9 protein-coding genes are annotated in these 15,538 nt (G+C 55.0%); 6 read left to right on the top strand and 3 right to left on the bottom strand.

What is annotated here, in order from left to right; translation table 11 throughout:
- The first annotated feature begins 665 nt into the window (after positions 1–665).
- The 3 genes from Q31a_RS03035 (at position 666) to Q31a_RS03025 (ending at position 7,896) form a co-directional block, all read left to right on the top strand.
- Entirely contained in the window at positions 666–2,141 is a 1,476-nt protein-coding gene (locus Q31a_RS03035) for an efflux RND transporter periplasmic adaptor subunit (RefSeq protein ID WP_145073818.1), read from the top strand.
- Positions 2,142–2,157: 16 nt separating this feature from the next.
- Positions 2,158–5,355 carry an efflux RND transporter permease subunit gene (locus Q31a_RS03030; protein ID WP_145073815.1) on the top strand — a complete coding sequence of 1,066 codons (3,198 nt, stop codon included), beginning with the start codon at positions 2,158–2,160 and terminating at the stop codon, positions 5,353–5,355.
- A 120-nt stretch (positions 5,356–5,475) separates the two neighbouring features.
- Positions 5,476–7,896 (top strand): fused MFS/spermidine synthase, encoded by a 2,421-nt coding sequence (locus Q31a_RS03025; protein ID WP_197356107.1) that lies wholly within the window; start codon positions 5,476–5,478, stop codon positions 7,894–7,896.
- A gap of 218 nt (positions 7,897–8,114) precedes the next feature.
- Here the strand turns inward: Q31a_RS03025 and Q31a_RS03020 are convergent, their stop codons facing one another.
- Positions 8,115–8,471 carry a hypothetical protein gene (locus Q31a_RS03020; RefSeq protein ID WP_145073809.1) on the bottom strand — a complete coding sequence of 119 codons (357 nt, stop codon included), beginning with the start codon at positions 8,469–8,471 and terminating at the stop codon, positions 8,115–8,117.
- Positions 8,472–9,184: 713 nt separating this feature from the next.
- Here Q31a_RS03020 and Q31a_RS03015 point away from each other — a divergent pair.
- Positions 9,185–10,369, top strand: a complete 1,185-nt coding sequence (locus Q31a_RS03015; RefSeq protein WP_145073806.1) for a DUF3500 domain-containing protein — start codon at positions 9,185–9,187, stop codon at positions 10,367–10,369.
- Positions 10,370–11,063: 694 nt separating this feature from the next.
- Positions 11,064–11,447 carry a hypothetical protein gene (locus tag Q31a_RS03010; protein ID WP_145073803.1) on the top strand — a complete coding sequence of 128 codons (384 nt, stop codon included), beginning with the start codon at positions 11,064–11,066 and terminating at the stop codon, positions 11,445–11,447.
- A gap of 89 nt (positions 11,448–11,536) precedes the next feature.
- On the opposite strand, the gene Q31a_RS03005 is transcribed toward Q31a_RS03010, so the two are convergent.
- Together Q31a_RS03005 and Q31a_RS03000 are read right to left on the bottom strand one after the other, a co-directional pair.
- Entirely contained in the window at positions 11,537–11,959 is a 423-nt protein-coding gene (locus Q31a_RS03005) for a rhodanese-like domain-containing protein (RefSeq protein WP_197356105.1), read from the bottom strand.
- Between the two features lie 78 nt (positions 11,960–12,037).
- Positions 12,038–12,499: a DUF1569 domain-containing protein gene (locus Q31a_RS03000; protein WP_145073800.1), complete on the bottom strand. Its 462-nt coding sequence runs from the start codon at positions 12,497–12,499 to the stop codon at positions 12,038–12,040.
- A gap of 469 nt (positions 12,500–12,968) precedes the next feature.
- Here Q31a_RS03000 and Q31a_RS02995 point away from each other — a divergent pair, with 469 nt between their 5' ends.
- Positions 12,969–15,515, top strand: coding sequence for a PSD1 and planctomycete cytochrome C domain-containing protein (locus Q31a_RS02995; protein ID WP_231691043.1), 2,547 nt, complete (start codon positions 12,969–12,971; stop codon positions 15,513–15,515).
- Positions 15,516–15,538: the final 23 nt, after the last annotated feature.

Genomic DNA, 15,538 nt, shown 5'->3' with positions numbered 1-15,538 from the left:
GAACATTCCCATGCGCAGGTAGCACCTTCCGCAGCCACCACTTGCAACGCGGCTTGCGACTCAGAGCACCAGTCGGTCGATACTACGCCTGCTGGCTGCAAGGCCAGTCTTGAGGTGGTAGGTCAACCGCCCAGCTCTCCCTGCCAAGACTCCCACCAGTGCGACCAAGTTCGTTGCACTTTCGTCAATCAAGGCTGGAAATCACAGGGGCTCGAGTTCACCGCTCCCCCAGCCTTGCAGTCGATCGTATCGCATACCGTAGCGGTTTTTCCGTCTCTATCCGCTAAGCGTAACGCCGAGGACAGTTGCCCGGCAGTTGAGCGGTACAGACTCGCGTTACTGCAGTCTTGGCAAATCTGAGCTCTCTAGCTCCCTGGTATTCGCGTGATTTCCCGCGTCTTTGCATTGCAAGACTCCTCCGCAGGTAGTCCTGAGCGTTCCTAGAACGTTCGTGCTACCGCATGGTGGAGGCGGATTGTGCAAAGCAGAAGAGACGCGCGCGGCCCAAATACGCCTACTGTGCATCCAATGCATCGCCGCAGGCGGCACGTTCCATCAAGTTGACGAATCGTCCCTTGGTGTAGGTTCTCAGGCATTGCGTCCCCACCGGGTTGCAATCGCCAAATCCTTACAACTGAACGATTGGCTTTGTCGGAGCTAGTGGTATGAAATCAATGTTGTCCCAAATATCGGGGAAAGGTCTGCAAGCCGGAATAGGTGCCGCAATTCTGGTACTTGCCGTCTTCACCTACCCACGCTGGTGGCCCACAGCTTCGGCTTGGATCGACCACACGCTAAGCTCGCATCGGGAGGCTCCCGACGAATCCACATCGCCAGCCCCCTCGAATACAACCGGAGCAAGTGCCGCACCTGTCTCGATCGAGTTATCCGCGCAAGCTCGCAACAACTTAGGTCTAACAGACGCTTACTTGCGTCCGCTGGAAGCAACAACCTATCGACGCTCCCTGATGGTACCTGCCGTTATTGCTTCTCGCCCAGGCCGCTCCGAGATCCTCGTGGCTTCACCACTCAATGGTATTGTCACTCATGTGCATGCCGTAACTGGGGAAGCAGTAATGCCTGGGGACCTACTCTTCGAAGTTAGGTTGACCTATGAAGATCTTGTAGAAACTCAAACGCTGTATCTACAATCGCTGAGCGAACTTATCGTGGAAGAACGCGAGATCACGCGGCTCGAAGAAGCAACCCGCTCAGGCGCAATCTCCGGAAAATCGCTACTGGACCGCCGCTATGCCAAGGAAAAACTAGAGGCTCTACTTCGTTCCCAACGAGAGGCGCTTCGCTTGCATGGCCTCTCCGACCGCCAAATCGATAACATCGGGATCGATGGAAAACTAATGCGTGACCTGCAAGTCGTCGCCCCCAACATCGACGAGCACAGTGAAGATGAAGAGCTGCGTCTATCCCAAAAACCGATGCGACAAGTAGCGTTCAATTCAGGAATTCGAATGGTTTCCCGGCAGCCGGTGAGCCAACACCCCCTGATCATCGAAGACCTTCGCGTTAGTAAGGGAGAAGCGGTCGTCGCGGGTGCAAAACTTTGTTCACTCTCTGACTACACCGACTTATTCATCGAAGGCAAGGCATTTGAGCAGGATGCCGAAGCGATCAACCACGCCCTGGAGCAGGGCTGGACTGTCGAAGGAGTCCTACAGAGTTCAAATGGGTTGCAGATTATCGGCGGATTGAAACTCGCCTTCGTCAACAATTCCATTGATGACATTTCTCGGACACTATCATTCTTTGTCGAGCTCCCTAACTCCGTAGTTAGAGACGAAACCAACTCCGCTGGACAACGCCATATCGCATGGCAGTACCGCGTCGGGCAGCGTCTACAAGTGCGAGTCCCGGTCGAGGAATGGGAAAATCAAATTGTGGTTCCCGTTGAAGCCGTGGTCCAGGATGGTGCCGATTGGATCGTCTTCCAACGAAATGGAAAGAGCTTTCGTCGAGTTCCCGTGCACGTCCGACATCGCGATCAAACCTCTGCCGTTATTGCTAACGATGGTTCCATCTTTCCTGGAGAGGTGATCGCTCTCAAAGCGGCTCACCAGATTTTGATGGCCATCAAAAATCAATCTGGCGCAGGCGCCGACCCACACGCTGGCCATAGCCACTAGAAAGGAGTCGGTTGTTATGCTAAATGCAGTCATACGTTTCGCGCTTCGCCAACGCCTTCTGGTTATCGCCATCGCGGTTTTCCTGATTGGCTACGGTAGTTGGCAGATTACGGTCATGCCCATTGACGTCTTTCCGGATCTGAATCGCCCCAGAGTGGTGATCATGACCGAAGCACCTGGAATGGCTCCGGAAGAGGTCGAGTCGTTAATCACCTTTCCCATCGAAACGACCATGAATGGGGCCAACGGAGTCGAGGCCGTTCGCAGCTCCTCGGGGGTTGGAATCTCTGTCATCTATGTCGAATTCGCTTACGGTACCGACGTTTACACCGACCGTCAGATCGTCGCCGAACGAATGCAGATGGTCCAAGATCGCCTACCAAGCGGGATAGCGCCGCAGTTGGCTCCCATCTCATCGATCATGGGCCAAGTCTTAATGCTCGGCATGTGGAGCACCGATTCCAATGCCAGTCCCATGGATATTCGCACGACGGCTGACTGGGTTGTGCGGCAACGACTTCTCACCATACCTGGGGTTTCTCAGGTGTTTACAATGGGAGGCGGACGTAAGCAATTCCAAGTCCTCGTCGACCCAGATGCGATGCTGCAATATGGCGTTACGTTGGCAGAGATTGAAGCCGCAGTTACGGCCAGTAATGAGAATGGGACGGGCGGCTACCTCGATCGCCAAGGGCCCAACGAACTGCTGGTCCGTTCGCTGGGCCGGCTCCAGTCGCTGGAGGATCTGACGAAGGTTCCCGTTAAGATTCGTGATGGACGACCAGTGCTACTGACTCAAGTAGCCACCGTGACTGAAGGGGCTCAGGTCAAACGAGGCGACAGCTCCGCATTCCTCAGATCGGACACTGCTACGGATGGGTGGGAGGGGGGGCCAGCCGTCGTCCTAACGATCAACAAGCAACCTGGCGCCGACACGCGTCGCGTCACAGACGACGTGCTCCAAGCCATCGAGGAGCTCCAGGCCTCTCTTGGAACCACCATTCGCATTGAACCCGTCTATTCGCAAAAGGCATTTATTGATCGAGCCATTGAAAACGTTGAGGAAGCACTCCGCGATGGCGGTATCTTGGTCGTCATCATCCTCTTCCTCTTCCTGTTCAATATCCGAACTACGTTCATAACCTTGACCGCCATTCCGCTGTCCCTGGTGATGACCGCCATTGTATTTTCCGTTTGCGGTTTATCGATCAATACCATGACTCTGGGCGGCATTGCGGTGGCCATGGGAGAACTGGTTGATGATGCGATCGTGGATGTCGAGAACATCTTCCGACGGCTGAAAGAGAATCGGAATGCAGGCAGCCCTCTCCACCCGCTGCTGGTCGTCTTTCGGGCGAGTACTGAAGTGCGACGATCCATCGTCTTTGGCACCATGATTGTCATTCTTGTATTCATCCCGCTCTTCGCGTTGGGAGGTATGGAAGGCAAGCTGTTCGCTCCGCTGGGCATCGCCTACATCGTGTCCATCCTATCGTCACTGATCGTCTCCTTAACCGTGACTCCCATCCTCTCTTACTGGCTTCTGGGACTGTCCACGCGCAAGGAAACACAGCATGACGGCCCGGTTTTGCAAGTTCTGAAATGGGTGGGGACCCGTATTATTCAGTTCAGTTTGGCATTTCCACGCTTCAATCTGAGCGTCACACTCTTCATGGTTGCGCTGGCAGCAATTTTCCTGTCGCGACTCGAAAAAGACTTCCTACCCCCCTTTAACGAAGGCACAATCCAGCTCAATGTCGTACTGCCACCCGGAACATCGCTGAGCGCCTCGAACGACATCGCACGCACGGTGGAGCAAGCGCTGAAGGAAATCCCCGATGTTCGGAAGTTTGCGAGACGGACCGGCCGCGCCGAACTCGATGAACATGCCGAAGGGGTTAACATGAGTGAAATCATCATCGAACTCGACCCACTATCCCCTCGGTCTCGCGAAGAGCAATTGGCAGAAATACGGCACGCGATGGCCAATATTCCTGGAATTGTGACAGCCGTCGAACAACCGATCGCGCACCTCATCTCGCACATGCTGTCGGGAATTAAGGCTCAAATCGGAATCAAAATCTACGGCGATGACCTCGATCTCCTGCGGCAAAAGGCAGAGCAAATCAAAGCCGAAATCGATTTGGTGCCGGGCGTTACCGATGCGTTGATTGAACCTCAGACGATCATCCAACAATTGCGAATTGAACTCAACCGTGACCAGTTGTTGCAACACGGTTTGTCAGTCGCGGAGGTTAACGACTACATCCAAACCGCCATGAATGGCAGAGTGGTATCCGAGGTGCTCGATGGTATGCGCACCTTCGATCTCCTGGTTCGCATGAAAAACGAGTATCGTGAAAACCTCGATGCTTTGAAGCGTCTCACCATTCAGTTGCCTGAGGGAGGCGTCATGCCGCTGGAAGCACTGGCAAAGATCTATATCTCAGGCGGGCCCAATACGGTCAATCGTGAAAACGTTCGAAGACGGGTGGTGATCCAGTGCAATGTGGCCGACCGCGGCGTCGTGGATGTCGTCGACGACATAAAGATTGCCATCGCTCCAGTGTTGGCAACGCTTCCGCCCGGCTACTTTCCGGAGTACGGCGGGCAATTCGAAAGCCAACAATCCGCTAGCCGAATCATTGCCGCACTGTTCGCCATTTCAATGCTCGGTGTTTTCCTTGTACTGTTCACTCTATTCAGATCGGTCAACCTAGCCGTTCAGGTTATGGCGGCTCTCCCGATGGCTTTCATTGGGGCGGTGGCTGCCTTGGTGCTCACCGGACAAACTTTGACCATTGCCGCCATGGTGGGATTCATCTCCCTGGCTGGAATTGCCTCGCGCAATGGAATTCTATTGCTGCAACACTATTTGCACTTAGTCCACTATGAGGGAGAGAAGTTTGATCATGCGATGATCGTCCGCGCTGGCGTTGAACGTCTCGCCCCGGTGCTGATGACTGCTCTAACCTCAGGAATCGGCCTGGTTCCCCTGGTTCTTGCTTCTGGGGAAGCTGGCAAGGAAATACTCTATCCAGTTGCAACGGTGATCCTAGGTGGTTTGATCAGCTCCACGATGCTCGATTTCTTTGTCCATCCCGCTCTGTTTTGGCTGTTCGGCCGGAAGTCGGCAGAGCGGTCCATCGCCGCAATCCAATTCGAAATTCCACTCGAAGAGGAGAATCAAGAATTGGGAATCGTCGCAACCTGATATCGTCAATTGCCCTCCCCTGCAGCGACCTCCAGCATTGACGCTTGAGGTCGCTGCAACCTGCCAGTGTCTGCTTGCTCCCCAACGAGCTAGCATGCCCTTTACCTGCGGATGAACAGAGTGATCGCCTACTATTGCATTTTCTTCTTCTCAGGGCTGGCTGCACTCGTCTACGAAGTGAGTTGGAACAGACAGCTTGGAGTGCTATTCGGGCACACCTCCCACACCGCTGCGGTAGTGCTAACGGCCTACTTTGGCGGCATGGCCATCGGTTATGCGCTGGGAGGCAAATTGGCAAATCGCATCAATCCCTTTCGCGGCTACGCGGTCTGTGAAATCCTCGCGGGAGGCTGGGCTCTGCTGGTCCCCAGCCTATTGAGTTTCGCCACCACGGGGAATCTTGCTCCCTGGCTGCAACACGACCTACCGCTCGTTCAGATGCTTGTTCGGTTACTCGCAAGCGGACTTCTTCTGGCACCCGCAACAATCGCGCTCGGAGCCACGCTACCGCTGATGAGTGAAATGCTCAGCCGTCGAGCGGATGACGCGTTATTGGAATTGCATGCCGCGCGTTTCACCACCGCTTACGCGTTCAATACCCTGGGCGCATTGAGCGGGGTCTTCCTAGCCGCCTCGTGGCTATTGCCCAGCGTTGGAGTGGCTAGCAGCAGTATGTTCGCCGCTAGCGTTTCCGCCCTATGCGGTGGCGCAGCATGGCTGTACGGCAAAGGGCAGGTGGCCCCCGCTCACGTGCGCAGACAATCCGGAATCTCATCCCCAACTGGCGCGCAATTTCCCGCCCAGCCTGGTGGCGTGTGCTCAACTGGAGGTGAACCGGTCTCGATGAGTTTTTGGTGGATCGTGGTGGGTATTTCAGGTGGTGCAACTCTCGCCCTGGAAGTGCTGTACGCGCGACTATTCACTCTCGTTTTCCACAACAGCACCTATACGTTTTCCTTCGTACTTATCACCTTCTTACTTGGACTTTCTCTGGGAGCACTTGTTGCCCGCTATCTCGCCCTGCGCTTCGCGATCATGTCAATTGCATGCTGGGCAAGTAGCCTAGCAGCCCTTTCGGTCTCTCTCTCCGTGATCGGATTCGTCTATGGAACGCAGTTGCAGTACTTTCAATATGGATCTACATTCGCTTCTTACTATCTAGGTGGCCTGTTGCTCGTAGGCGGCGTTTGCCTACCCGTTGCTACATGCTTGGGGATGCTACTGCCGCTAGCTTGGCGACAGGCGCGACAATTTGGCGAATGGCAAAGTCAGTTTATCGGCTGGGCTACCGCCGTCAGTACTCTGTCCGCTGCAGGGGGAGCGGTCATGGCTAGTTTCCTCCTGTTCCCAACCTTCGGGCTATGGTGGTCGTTCGGATGCATCGCCTTGCTCCTGCTGCTACCGACCCTCTATGCGACCCAGCAGAGGAAAATGGGTAGCGCGATTTACGCTGCCACTTTAGCGGGCGTCGTGGCCATGCTACCTATTTTCTTCAGCAACCCAGAATCTTGGACCGCCAGTGCTGGCTACGAATCCCTGCTCGCCCGCTGGCATTCAACGTACGGCTGGATTGATGTGATTGAAGACAATCGCACTGGTGCAAAGAAGGTTCGGCAAAATCTTCACTATCGCTTCGGCGCAACAGGGTTCAATTCCGAACGCGAATTCCGACAAGCCCATTTGCCGCTACTGCTGCATCCACAGCCTGAGAATGCACTTTTCATCGGCCTGGGGACGGGCATGACCGCGGCAGGAGCCGTCCCTCACCGAGAACTACAGGCAATCGAGATTGTAGAATTGATCCCCGAGGTGGTCGATGCAGTCCGATTATTAGGCAAGGAGAACCGCCACATCGTAGACGACCCTCGCACCCAGATGCACGTTGGGGATGGACGGCATTTCCTAGCTTCAACACCGACCAAATTTGATGTAATCATTAGCGATTTGTTTGTTCCCTGGGAGAGTGAAACCGGCTATCTCTACACCCTGGAACATTTTCAAACCACTCAAAAATGCCTCCGGCCTGGAGGTGTTTTCTGCCAATGGCTGCCACTCTACCAAATGGGCATTCCAGAATTTGAGTCGATCGCGGACAGCCTGCGACGCGTGTTCCCTCATGTGACACTCTGGTGGGGCCGACTGCACCCGACGCGACCGATTCTAGCCCTAGTCGCCAGCGAAGAACCGTTGGACTTTAATTTCCAACTGCTAGACGAACGCCTGCAGGATCTCCAAGCAACTGGTGAATTTAGCGATTCGCAGCTGCGCTCTGCGATCAGCCTAGCCGAGCTGTTTGCAGGTGACTGGCCGCTGAGAAATCAGGTCACACTCAATACGGATGAGCATCCGTGGGTGGAATTCCGCAGCCCCATTTCGCACCGGAGCGGACAGTTATTTCAAGGCCCCCGTCTAAGAGAGTACTTGCTCCATCAGTTGGAACAAAACTCTGCCGACTCAGTACGGTTCAGCAGCGACACGGCCTCGGGAGCCGAGGTGCGTCCCAGAGCGTGGCAACGGACGGTCATGTTTCCCCAGCCATAGCTGTTGAGGCAGGACACTCCAGAACTCCCTCATTGCACTGCTGTCAGTCGAAGCGACCGCCCAAGGTAGGGCGGCTTGCTGATGAGATATTTTCCGCCGTGCGCTGCCAGGCGATGGATGGTCTCAACAGCCCTGCTGGAAATGTCGCTAGAAGGGGGAAGCCGCCGCGAGTTTGATCCACGCGGTAGCCTCCGTTGCACTCCCCCGCTTCCATCCACTTACCGCCCAATCCCTAAATGCACGCGTCCAACATCGAGGTGGAACAAATGGTTGTGTCCCGAGTTGTAGCGCGAGGAAGGGTAGACGTTATAGACAGGGGGAGCGTAGCCGCCGTAGTAGCGAATCGGAGCTTGCGAGTAAACCGGCGGATGTGCTCGGTAACTCGAATACCCGGAAGAGTAACGTCGCGAACTGTGATGGTGACCATGCTGGTGACCATGTCCCTGTCCGTACGATTGGCCGTATCCGTAGTGACTAGAATGCCCGTGATGCCGATCTGCGGCGCTAGCCGAAACGGCCAGAGTTCCCAGCACTAGTGAAGCTAGGATTAATCCAGTAGCAAAAATTCGTCTCATTGTGTTGCATCCTTATGCATAGAAACCCAAAACTCTGGGACTTTGTCGTAACTTCGAGTTGGGTTGTCGGGGCAGGCCGATACGGCTTGTGCGGCCGCTTCTAACACCAACCCGAGGAAGCAAATTGCCTCAGGCAGCTTCGCCGCCGCCCAATATTGGTCCGCGACAAAGCACTGGAGCTGAATAGACGCAATTAGAGTGCCAATCTCAAAATTTCGCGATTTTCGCTCAAGTTCCAACGAATCGAGACCGAGAACGCGTATTCCACCTTCACAGATGTCGCACTTTCGACACAGGATCAAATCAAATCGACTTCACTTCTCCCAATAGGTGCCACCCACCTTTCTACTCTCCAATAGATGCCACCCACCTTTCCCAACCACGCCATTGCTAGCTTGAACCCCATTCGTCGTCTATTGCTAGCAAACCAGCTGGGTGGATGGCACCTATCGAGCGGGTTAGCTAGCAATAGGTGAAAAATGGGTGGCACCTATTGAGGGTGGGGGGCGTTCAAGGATGTGGCAGCCGCGTGGGCGGCCCGCAGAGCATCCTGCCGAACTCCCTCAACTTCGCGTGCTGCAACTGGTAGGAGCACTCAGGCTGTGCGATAATCCTTGCCCGCGAACTGCGCTGTGCAACTCGCGGGAGTGACTTAAGGTTTCGGCGGCGTTGCTGCTTCAACTTGTTCAGCCAAGATTCTGGGGATTCACGCTATGACGGCTCGCATTACTCTCTTATTGTTTCTGGCCGCAGTTTCCGCTGGCGGTTGGGGGCTGGTTGTCATCGCACAACCGCCAGGACGAGGTGGCGGATCCGCTTCCCTCTCGGAACCCTTCCGAGGAATTGTGGCTAACGGGGAGCTCGAAAAAGGGCTGTTTGAAATCAAGTCAACAGGCGTGAGTACCGAACCGGTGGTCGCAGCAGCCACAACTTTCTTGGCGTCACTAAGTGAGACGCAACTTGAGGAAACCACCTTTCCCGTGAACGACATTGAATGGCGAAGCTGGGACAATCGTCACTCCTACCAGCGACGTGGTGTCGGATTCAACGAGATGTCCCAAGCACAACGTGACCAAGCGTTCGCGTTATTGAAGGTCAGCCTCAGCGCCAGAGGACTCAAAATGTCCCAAGACATTATGAAGCTTAATGGCACGCTAGCTGAGTTAGCCAACAATTTTGACGAGTACGGGGAATGGCTCTATTGGATTACCATCATGGGAACCCCGTCTGCCACCGAACCGTGGGGCTGGCAGCTCGACGGCCACCATTTGGTAATCAACTATTTTGTTTTGGGCGACCAAGTCGTTATGTCGCCTGTATTTATTGGAAGCGAGCCCGTTCATGCGGTCAGCGGAAAGTTTGAAGGGACAATCGTCCTGCAGGACGAGCAGAACAAAGGACTCGAATTGCTGCAATCTTTAACGAGCGAACAGCAGGCCAGTGCCATCCTTTCACTCGACAAGACGAGCAACAACGCCTTGACGCAGGCTTACAAAGACAATGTTGACTTAGACTACGCTGGCATCGCAGCGTCCGAATTGAACGAAGTGCAACAGCAACTCCTCCTAGACGTCATCGAACAATTCGTAGGGATCGCAGCAGACGAGCATGCGCGAGTCAAAATGGAGGAAGTCAAACAACATCTGGATCGGACTCACTTCGCTTGGATCGGAGGCGCGACAGATGAAAGCGTCTACTATTACCGCGTACACAGTCCCGTTGTGTTGATCGAGTTTGACCATCAGAGTCGCGTTGCTCCGTTCCGCTCACGCGAGCCATCGCGCGACCATATCCACGCAGTACTGCGCACCCCGAATGGCAACGACTATGGCAAAGACCTATTGCGGCAGCATTACGAACAACACGAACATGGCGAGCACGGACACAGCCATAACTGATCCAGGAGTATTTGGTCTTCACTGATTTCGCTAGACAATGCTCACGACGGATCTCTTCGCAACGTTGCACCGGGGCTTAAACAACTTAGGAATCGCAAGTTACCAACGAAATAGCATGAAACGCTCAAGGCTCTTGCGGTTCGCGCGTATGTTGTTCTAGACTTGGCTGCGTCTTTGAGACGAGGCAATAGCTTTATTGCCGGCCGTTAGACCGGCGAGGCTGGGTGTCGCGCCTACGATTTCATGCCGCAGTGCAAAACATTGAGAAAACACTCGTCCTGCTCTAAATCTCAACGGGTTGTTGCACTAACGATCCGCCGCCAGGGTAAGGCAAGTTGGTTGTCGCTACGAGGCTATTCGGGGCAATACTTTGCGTTAAAACTAAAACGCGGCTCAATCGACAGTCTGTTGACCTGAGAGCTAATCTTGACACAGTGGCGATGCTTGCAGCATCCCACCCCTGGGTATTGACCGATCAGCAAGCCAGGAACGGTCCTTGCTGCAGTCAAGAAGGCTTGAGTTTCACCACTGAGAGTTCGCACCTCAATAGCCACACGAACATGCCTGCCATACACGAAATTCACCAACAACGCTGCACTGACGGTTAGTAGCCTTAGCAGTGCTGCCTGTTTGCACCGCTGCTGGATTGCTCGGTAAATACGGACACCGCCTCTCGCATGCAAAGCGAGATAGGATGGTGCCAGCGATTGAAAACCTGGATCACAATTGGTCGCAAATCGTCTATCGCGAAGGCAATCAGTTGGCCACGGTCGGGCATCACTGGAAACTGTCGCGAGCGCTCAACAAGGAAGAAATAGTTCACAGGCAACGTGAGGGGACTTGCCTAACCTGTCATCAAGATATCCTAGAGAACTCCGCTGCAATCAATCTGTTGCATCACGTCGCGGAGTACACCGGGCAGCTCCCGAAAACCAACCAGCAACACGCGAACTTAATTCACAAAATCCTGCTCACCTCAGCCTGGGGGCAGGTCTTGGGAGCTGTGGCAATTTCCATCGCTGGGCTTGGAGGCATTTTCTGGTGGCTCAGACGCAGGCAGCCCAACCAACAGAATTGAGAGGACAACCCCACGGGGCCTGCAGCGGGTTTCTAGATAGCCCCAGCTGCAGCATGGCCAATGCGGGCCCCCTAACTCGCGGGAGTACCCTACATTTCTGCCTGATAGCGATCTTTGATGTCGTCGTAGCCGCCAGCGTTCTCGACATTCAGATAGCCGAGGTCCATCAAGGCCGTCTTTGCTTTACCAGCTCTTCCTCCAACGGCGCAGTAGACGACAATTTTCGCCTGTTTGTCCTTAGTGAACTCTGCAATCCGGTCGGCAATCTCCGTATGAGGAATGTGGATTGCTTGAGGAACGTGCCCCGCGTCCCACTCGGCCTGACTGCGCACGTCTATCACAATCTCCTCCGCTTGGCCGGAAGATGCCACGGCACCGTCCTCGGCGGCGCTGGACAGGGAGTTCGACAAGGAGCTCGACGCCACTTCTGCGTCAGCTTGGCTGGCTTGCCTCGCATCGCTGCTCGTGCAGGCTAGAAGCATCATGAGGCACATGCAGATCACTAATCTCATTGTAAATTCTCCTTTAAGATCGAAACGTTTCGTAATGTCGTAATGTGTTGTACCATCTAGCTCTGTCACATCCCGCGATTAGCGTATGGGAACTGGCAATAGAAATCCAAGGTGGTGCGCTGCATGAGCGGCATGAATCTCTTCTAGTTGCGAGCGTTCCAGCTTACCGAATCCTGGATGGGGATAAAGGTAGCCCGTGTGTCGTTGAAAGCGTTCTACACTCTTCGTGAACTCGCTGAGCTCTACTTGATCCTGCATGTCCTCCGGTGGCAGAAATATAGCCGCAGTTCTAATTCCAGCCGGAGAATCCCCCCGCAGAAGGCGCGGCAATAGCAGCCAACGTATCAGCGGACGTACGGGAGCGAAAAGGGACATCCACGGTGGGTAGCCATCGATGCTCGCATCCTGAGTCAAACGCAAGTGACGGCAAGCTTGGGCCAGTGTCCAATTACCGCCGCGTTGGTAGCCACTGTCCAAGAGTGCCTGGCACTCGGTAACGGCCTCTTCAAGTCCTTTGAAAACTAGCTGTCTACGCTGCATGGGAAGTGACCAATGGGTCAGGTGATGAGGGGAGGAAGCAGGAGGAGTCCGCAATGTAACACTCTTCGCGTCTTGGTCCCACACTATACGGTCAAAACCGGTCCTTCGTTCGCTTTTTGGCACGCGCAACGGGCTCCAATCGCACTGTGAAAACTCAATCCCAAGCGGGCAATACATACAGATTTCCCGGGGCTGTGGCCTTCCGTCGCAGCAACGCGGCGGCCGGGTAGGAAAGCTAGCCCCCACCGCAGCACTCCATAGGTTGCCATTTGGAGAAGGTTGCCCTTTGGAGAACAGGTCCAACGGATCCACCAGGGCAGAACCACACACCGGCAGCTTCCAATCAGTGGCAATTGCTAAAAACCAGTCCCTTTGGCTACCCATTCGGGCCAATGTGGCCCTGCAGCACATACTGGCTATAATAATGGTTCCCTGCCAACCTTCCCCCGCCCCTTTTCGCGAGTCTAGCGTGCTTTCGTTTCGATTCGGCCATTTCGTGGCACTGCTAACGCTTTCTGCCTTCTGTCGCAACTGCGCGGTCAGCGCTGCAGAACTCGATTTCAATCGCGACATCCGCCCCATTTTGTCTGAGAATTGTTTTTATTGTCATGGGCAAGATGGGAATCAGCGCAAGGCGGATTTGCGGCTGGATATTCGCGCGGATGCCCTTGAATACGGTGCGTTGGAACCGGGCGATGTGGAGAGCAGCCTACTCATCGAGCGGATTGAGTCGTCGGATGCAGATCTACTGATGCCGCCTATCGACTCGAACCGCAAGTTATCGGACGAGCAGAAGCAGGCACTTAAGCAGTGGGTTGCAGAGGGAGCTAAGTACCAAGAACACTGGGCGTTCACCCCGCCGGAGCGTTCCGCGCTTCCGCAGGTCAGCGACAAGCAGTGGCCTCGCAACGCCATCGACTACTTCGTATTGCATAAGCTTGAAACGGAAGACTGGGCCCCCTCTCCGGAGGCCGAGCGCCATGCCCTGATCAAGCGTCTATACATTGACCTAATTGGACTTCCTCCGAGCCCGGAAGCGGTTGCAGCGTTTATCGAAGATGCATCCCCGGATGCTTACGAACGCCTAGTCGACCAACTGCTGGAAAGCGAGCACTATGGGGAACGCATGGCCTTGCCCTGGCTGGATGCCGCCCGCTACGCAGATAGCAACGGCTTTCAACAGGACGGCGACACGTGGCAATGGATGTGGCGGGACTGGGTCGTCAGGGCGCTAAATCAGGATCTTCCCTTCGATCAATTCACCATCTGGCAGCTGGCGGGAGACTTGCTTCCCACCCCCTCAATTGAACAGCAGGTGGCCAGTGGCTTCAATCGTAATCACTTGCTCAATGGCGAAGGCGGCGCTATCGCGGAAGAACAGCGGTTCAACGTCCTGTTCGACCGCATCGACACGACGGCAACCACCTTCCTCGGCCTAACAATGGCTTGCGCTCAGTGCCATGACCACAAATACGACCCCATCACTCAGCAGGACTATTACAGTTTGTTGGATGCGTTTAATCGTGTGCCGGAAACCGGGACACCTCAACGCTACTCCTCGCGCATTCGCCTGGGCAATCCTGTTATCGAAGTGCCCACGGAAGAAAACAAAGCCAAGATCGCTGAGTTCAACCAACGCATTAGCGAGGCAGAAGAGACGGCCAAGCCATTGGTCGACGCAGCCTACCTCGGCTGGAAGTCGGGTATCGAAGCGGATGGCCAGCCCGCAGACGCAGCGGACCTACCTCCGGCCGCGCAAGAGATTCTGAAAAAGCCGGCTGGTGAGCGGAGTGAGGCAGAACAGGAAGAGTTGGAAAAGTTGCTTAAGAAGCACTTCGACGAAAAAGTCCGCGAATCGCTGGTCAGTTCAATTGCCGCATTCGCGGTACCGGATCAATTGCGTTCCCAGCTCGCCAGCTACACTGCCGACAACATTCCGCGTCCGATGGTGATGAGTGACGATAAGCCACGTCAGTCTCATCTGTTAGAACGTGGCGAGTACTTAAACCCAGGCTTACCGGTAACATTCGACACCCCCAAGTTCTTGCCCCCCCTTGCTCCAGAGGCGCCGCGCAACCGGCTGGGATTTGCTCAATGGCTGGTGTCACCAGAGCAACCTTTGACTGCCCGCGTCCAAGTCAATCGCATGTGGCAACACTTTTTTGGCAACGGTCTCGTCAAGACTTCCGAGGATTTCGGCGTGCAGAGCGAGTATCCGCTCCATAAAGACTTGCTTGACTGGTTGGCCGTAGAGTTTCGCGACTCCGGATGGAGCATGAAGCGGCTCAATCGCTTGATCGTCACGAGTGCGACCTATCGTCAGTCCTCCAAAATGACCGAGCGTCACCGAGAGCATGACATCGAGAATCGCCTACTGGCCCGAGCCAGTCGCTTCCGCATGCCATCCCTATTGCTGCGCGACTGGGCCTTAGCGGCAGCGGGCATTTTGAACCAGAAAGTCGCAGGTCCGCCGGTCTACCCCTATCAACCCGATGCCGTTTGGGAGGCGCTCGCGATCACCAAAGAACGCGACTTCACCTACCCAGCCTCGTCTGGCGCCAATCTTTATCGTCGTAGTTTGTACACATTTTGGCGGCGGACGGTGATCCCAGCCAACATGTTTGACGCCTCCAACCGCCAGGCCTGTCGCGTCCGCTTGGCGATAACCAGCACCCCGCTGCACGCCCTAACAACGCTCAACGATCCAACTTGGATTGAAGCCGCTCGACTGCTCGCCGAAAGGGTCACCGAAAGCGGTACGCAGCCGAGTGAATACCTTGGCTCGGCATTTCGTCGCGTGTTATGCCGCACCCCATCAGCCTGGGAACTTGAGCTTCTGCAGCAGGCGTTGTCCAAACAGTTGGCGATCTACGAAGCAGATCCAACTGCAGCACAAGAACTATTGTCCATCGGTTCGACAGAGTGCCGGTCCACCGCACCGTCTGAAGAATTGGCTGCGTTCACCGCGGTGTGCCTCGGTATCTTTAATCTGGACGAAGCACTCACGCGCGAGTAGCCTCCTTTTTCGTATCAAACAGG

The sequence above is a fragment of the Aureliella helgolandensis genome (genome assembly GCF_007752135.1).
In the GTDB taxonomy this organism is placed as follows: domain Bacteria; phylum Planctomycetota; class Planctomycetia; order Pirellulales; family Pirellulaceae; genus Aureliella; species Aureliella helgolandensis.
This window is presented reverse-complemented; position numbering and strand designations above follow the sequence as displayed.

Bases quoted from the DNA above. Each gene is read 5' to 3' on its own strand.
- Q31a_RS03035 (WP_145073818.1), top strand. From the start codon at position 666: ATGAAATCAATGTTGTCCCAAATATCGGGGAAAGGTCTGCAAGCCGGA.
- Q31a_RS03030 (WP_145073815.1), top strand. From the start codon at position 2,158: ATGCTAAATGCAGTCATACGTTTCGCGCTTCGCCAACGCCTTCTGGTT.
- Q31a_RS03020 (WP_145073809.1), bottom strand. From the start codon at position 8,471: ATGAGACGAATTTTTGCTACTGGATTAATCCTAGCTTCACTAGTGCTG.
- Q31a_RS03015 (WP_145073806.1), top strand. From the start codon at position 9,185: ATGACGGCTCGCATTACTCTCTTATTGTTTCTGGCCGCAGTTTCCGCT.
- Q31a_RS03010 (WP_145073803.1), top strand. From the start codon at position 11,064: ATGGTGCCAGCGATTGAAAACCTGGATCACAATTGGTCGCAAATCGTC.
- Q31a_RS03005 (WP_197356105.1), bottom strand. From the start codon at position 11,959: ATGAGATTAGTGATCTGCATGTGCCTCATGATGCTTCTAGCCTGCACG.
- Q31a_RS03000 (WP_145073800.1), bottom strand. From the start codon at position 12,499: ATGCAGCGTAGACAGCTAGTTTTCAAAGGACTTGAAGAGGCCGTTACC.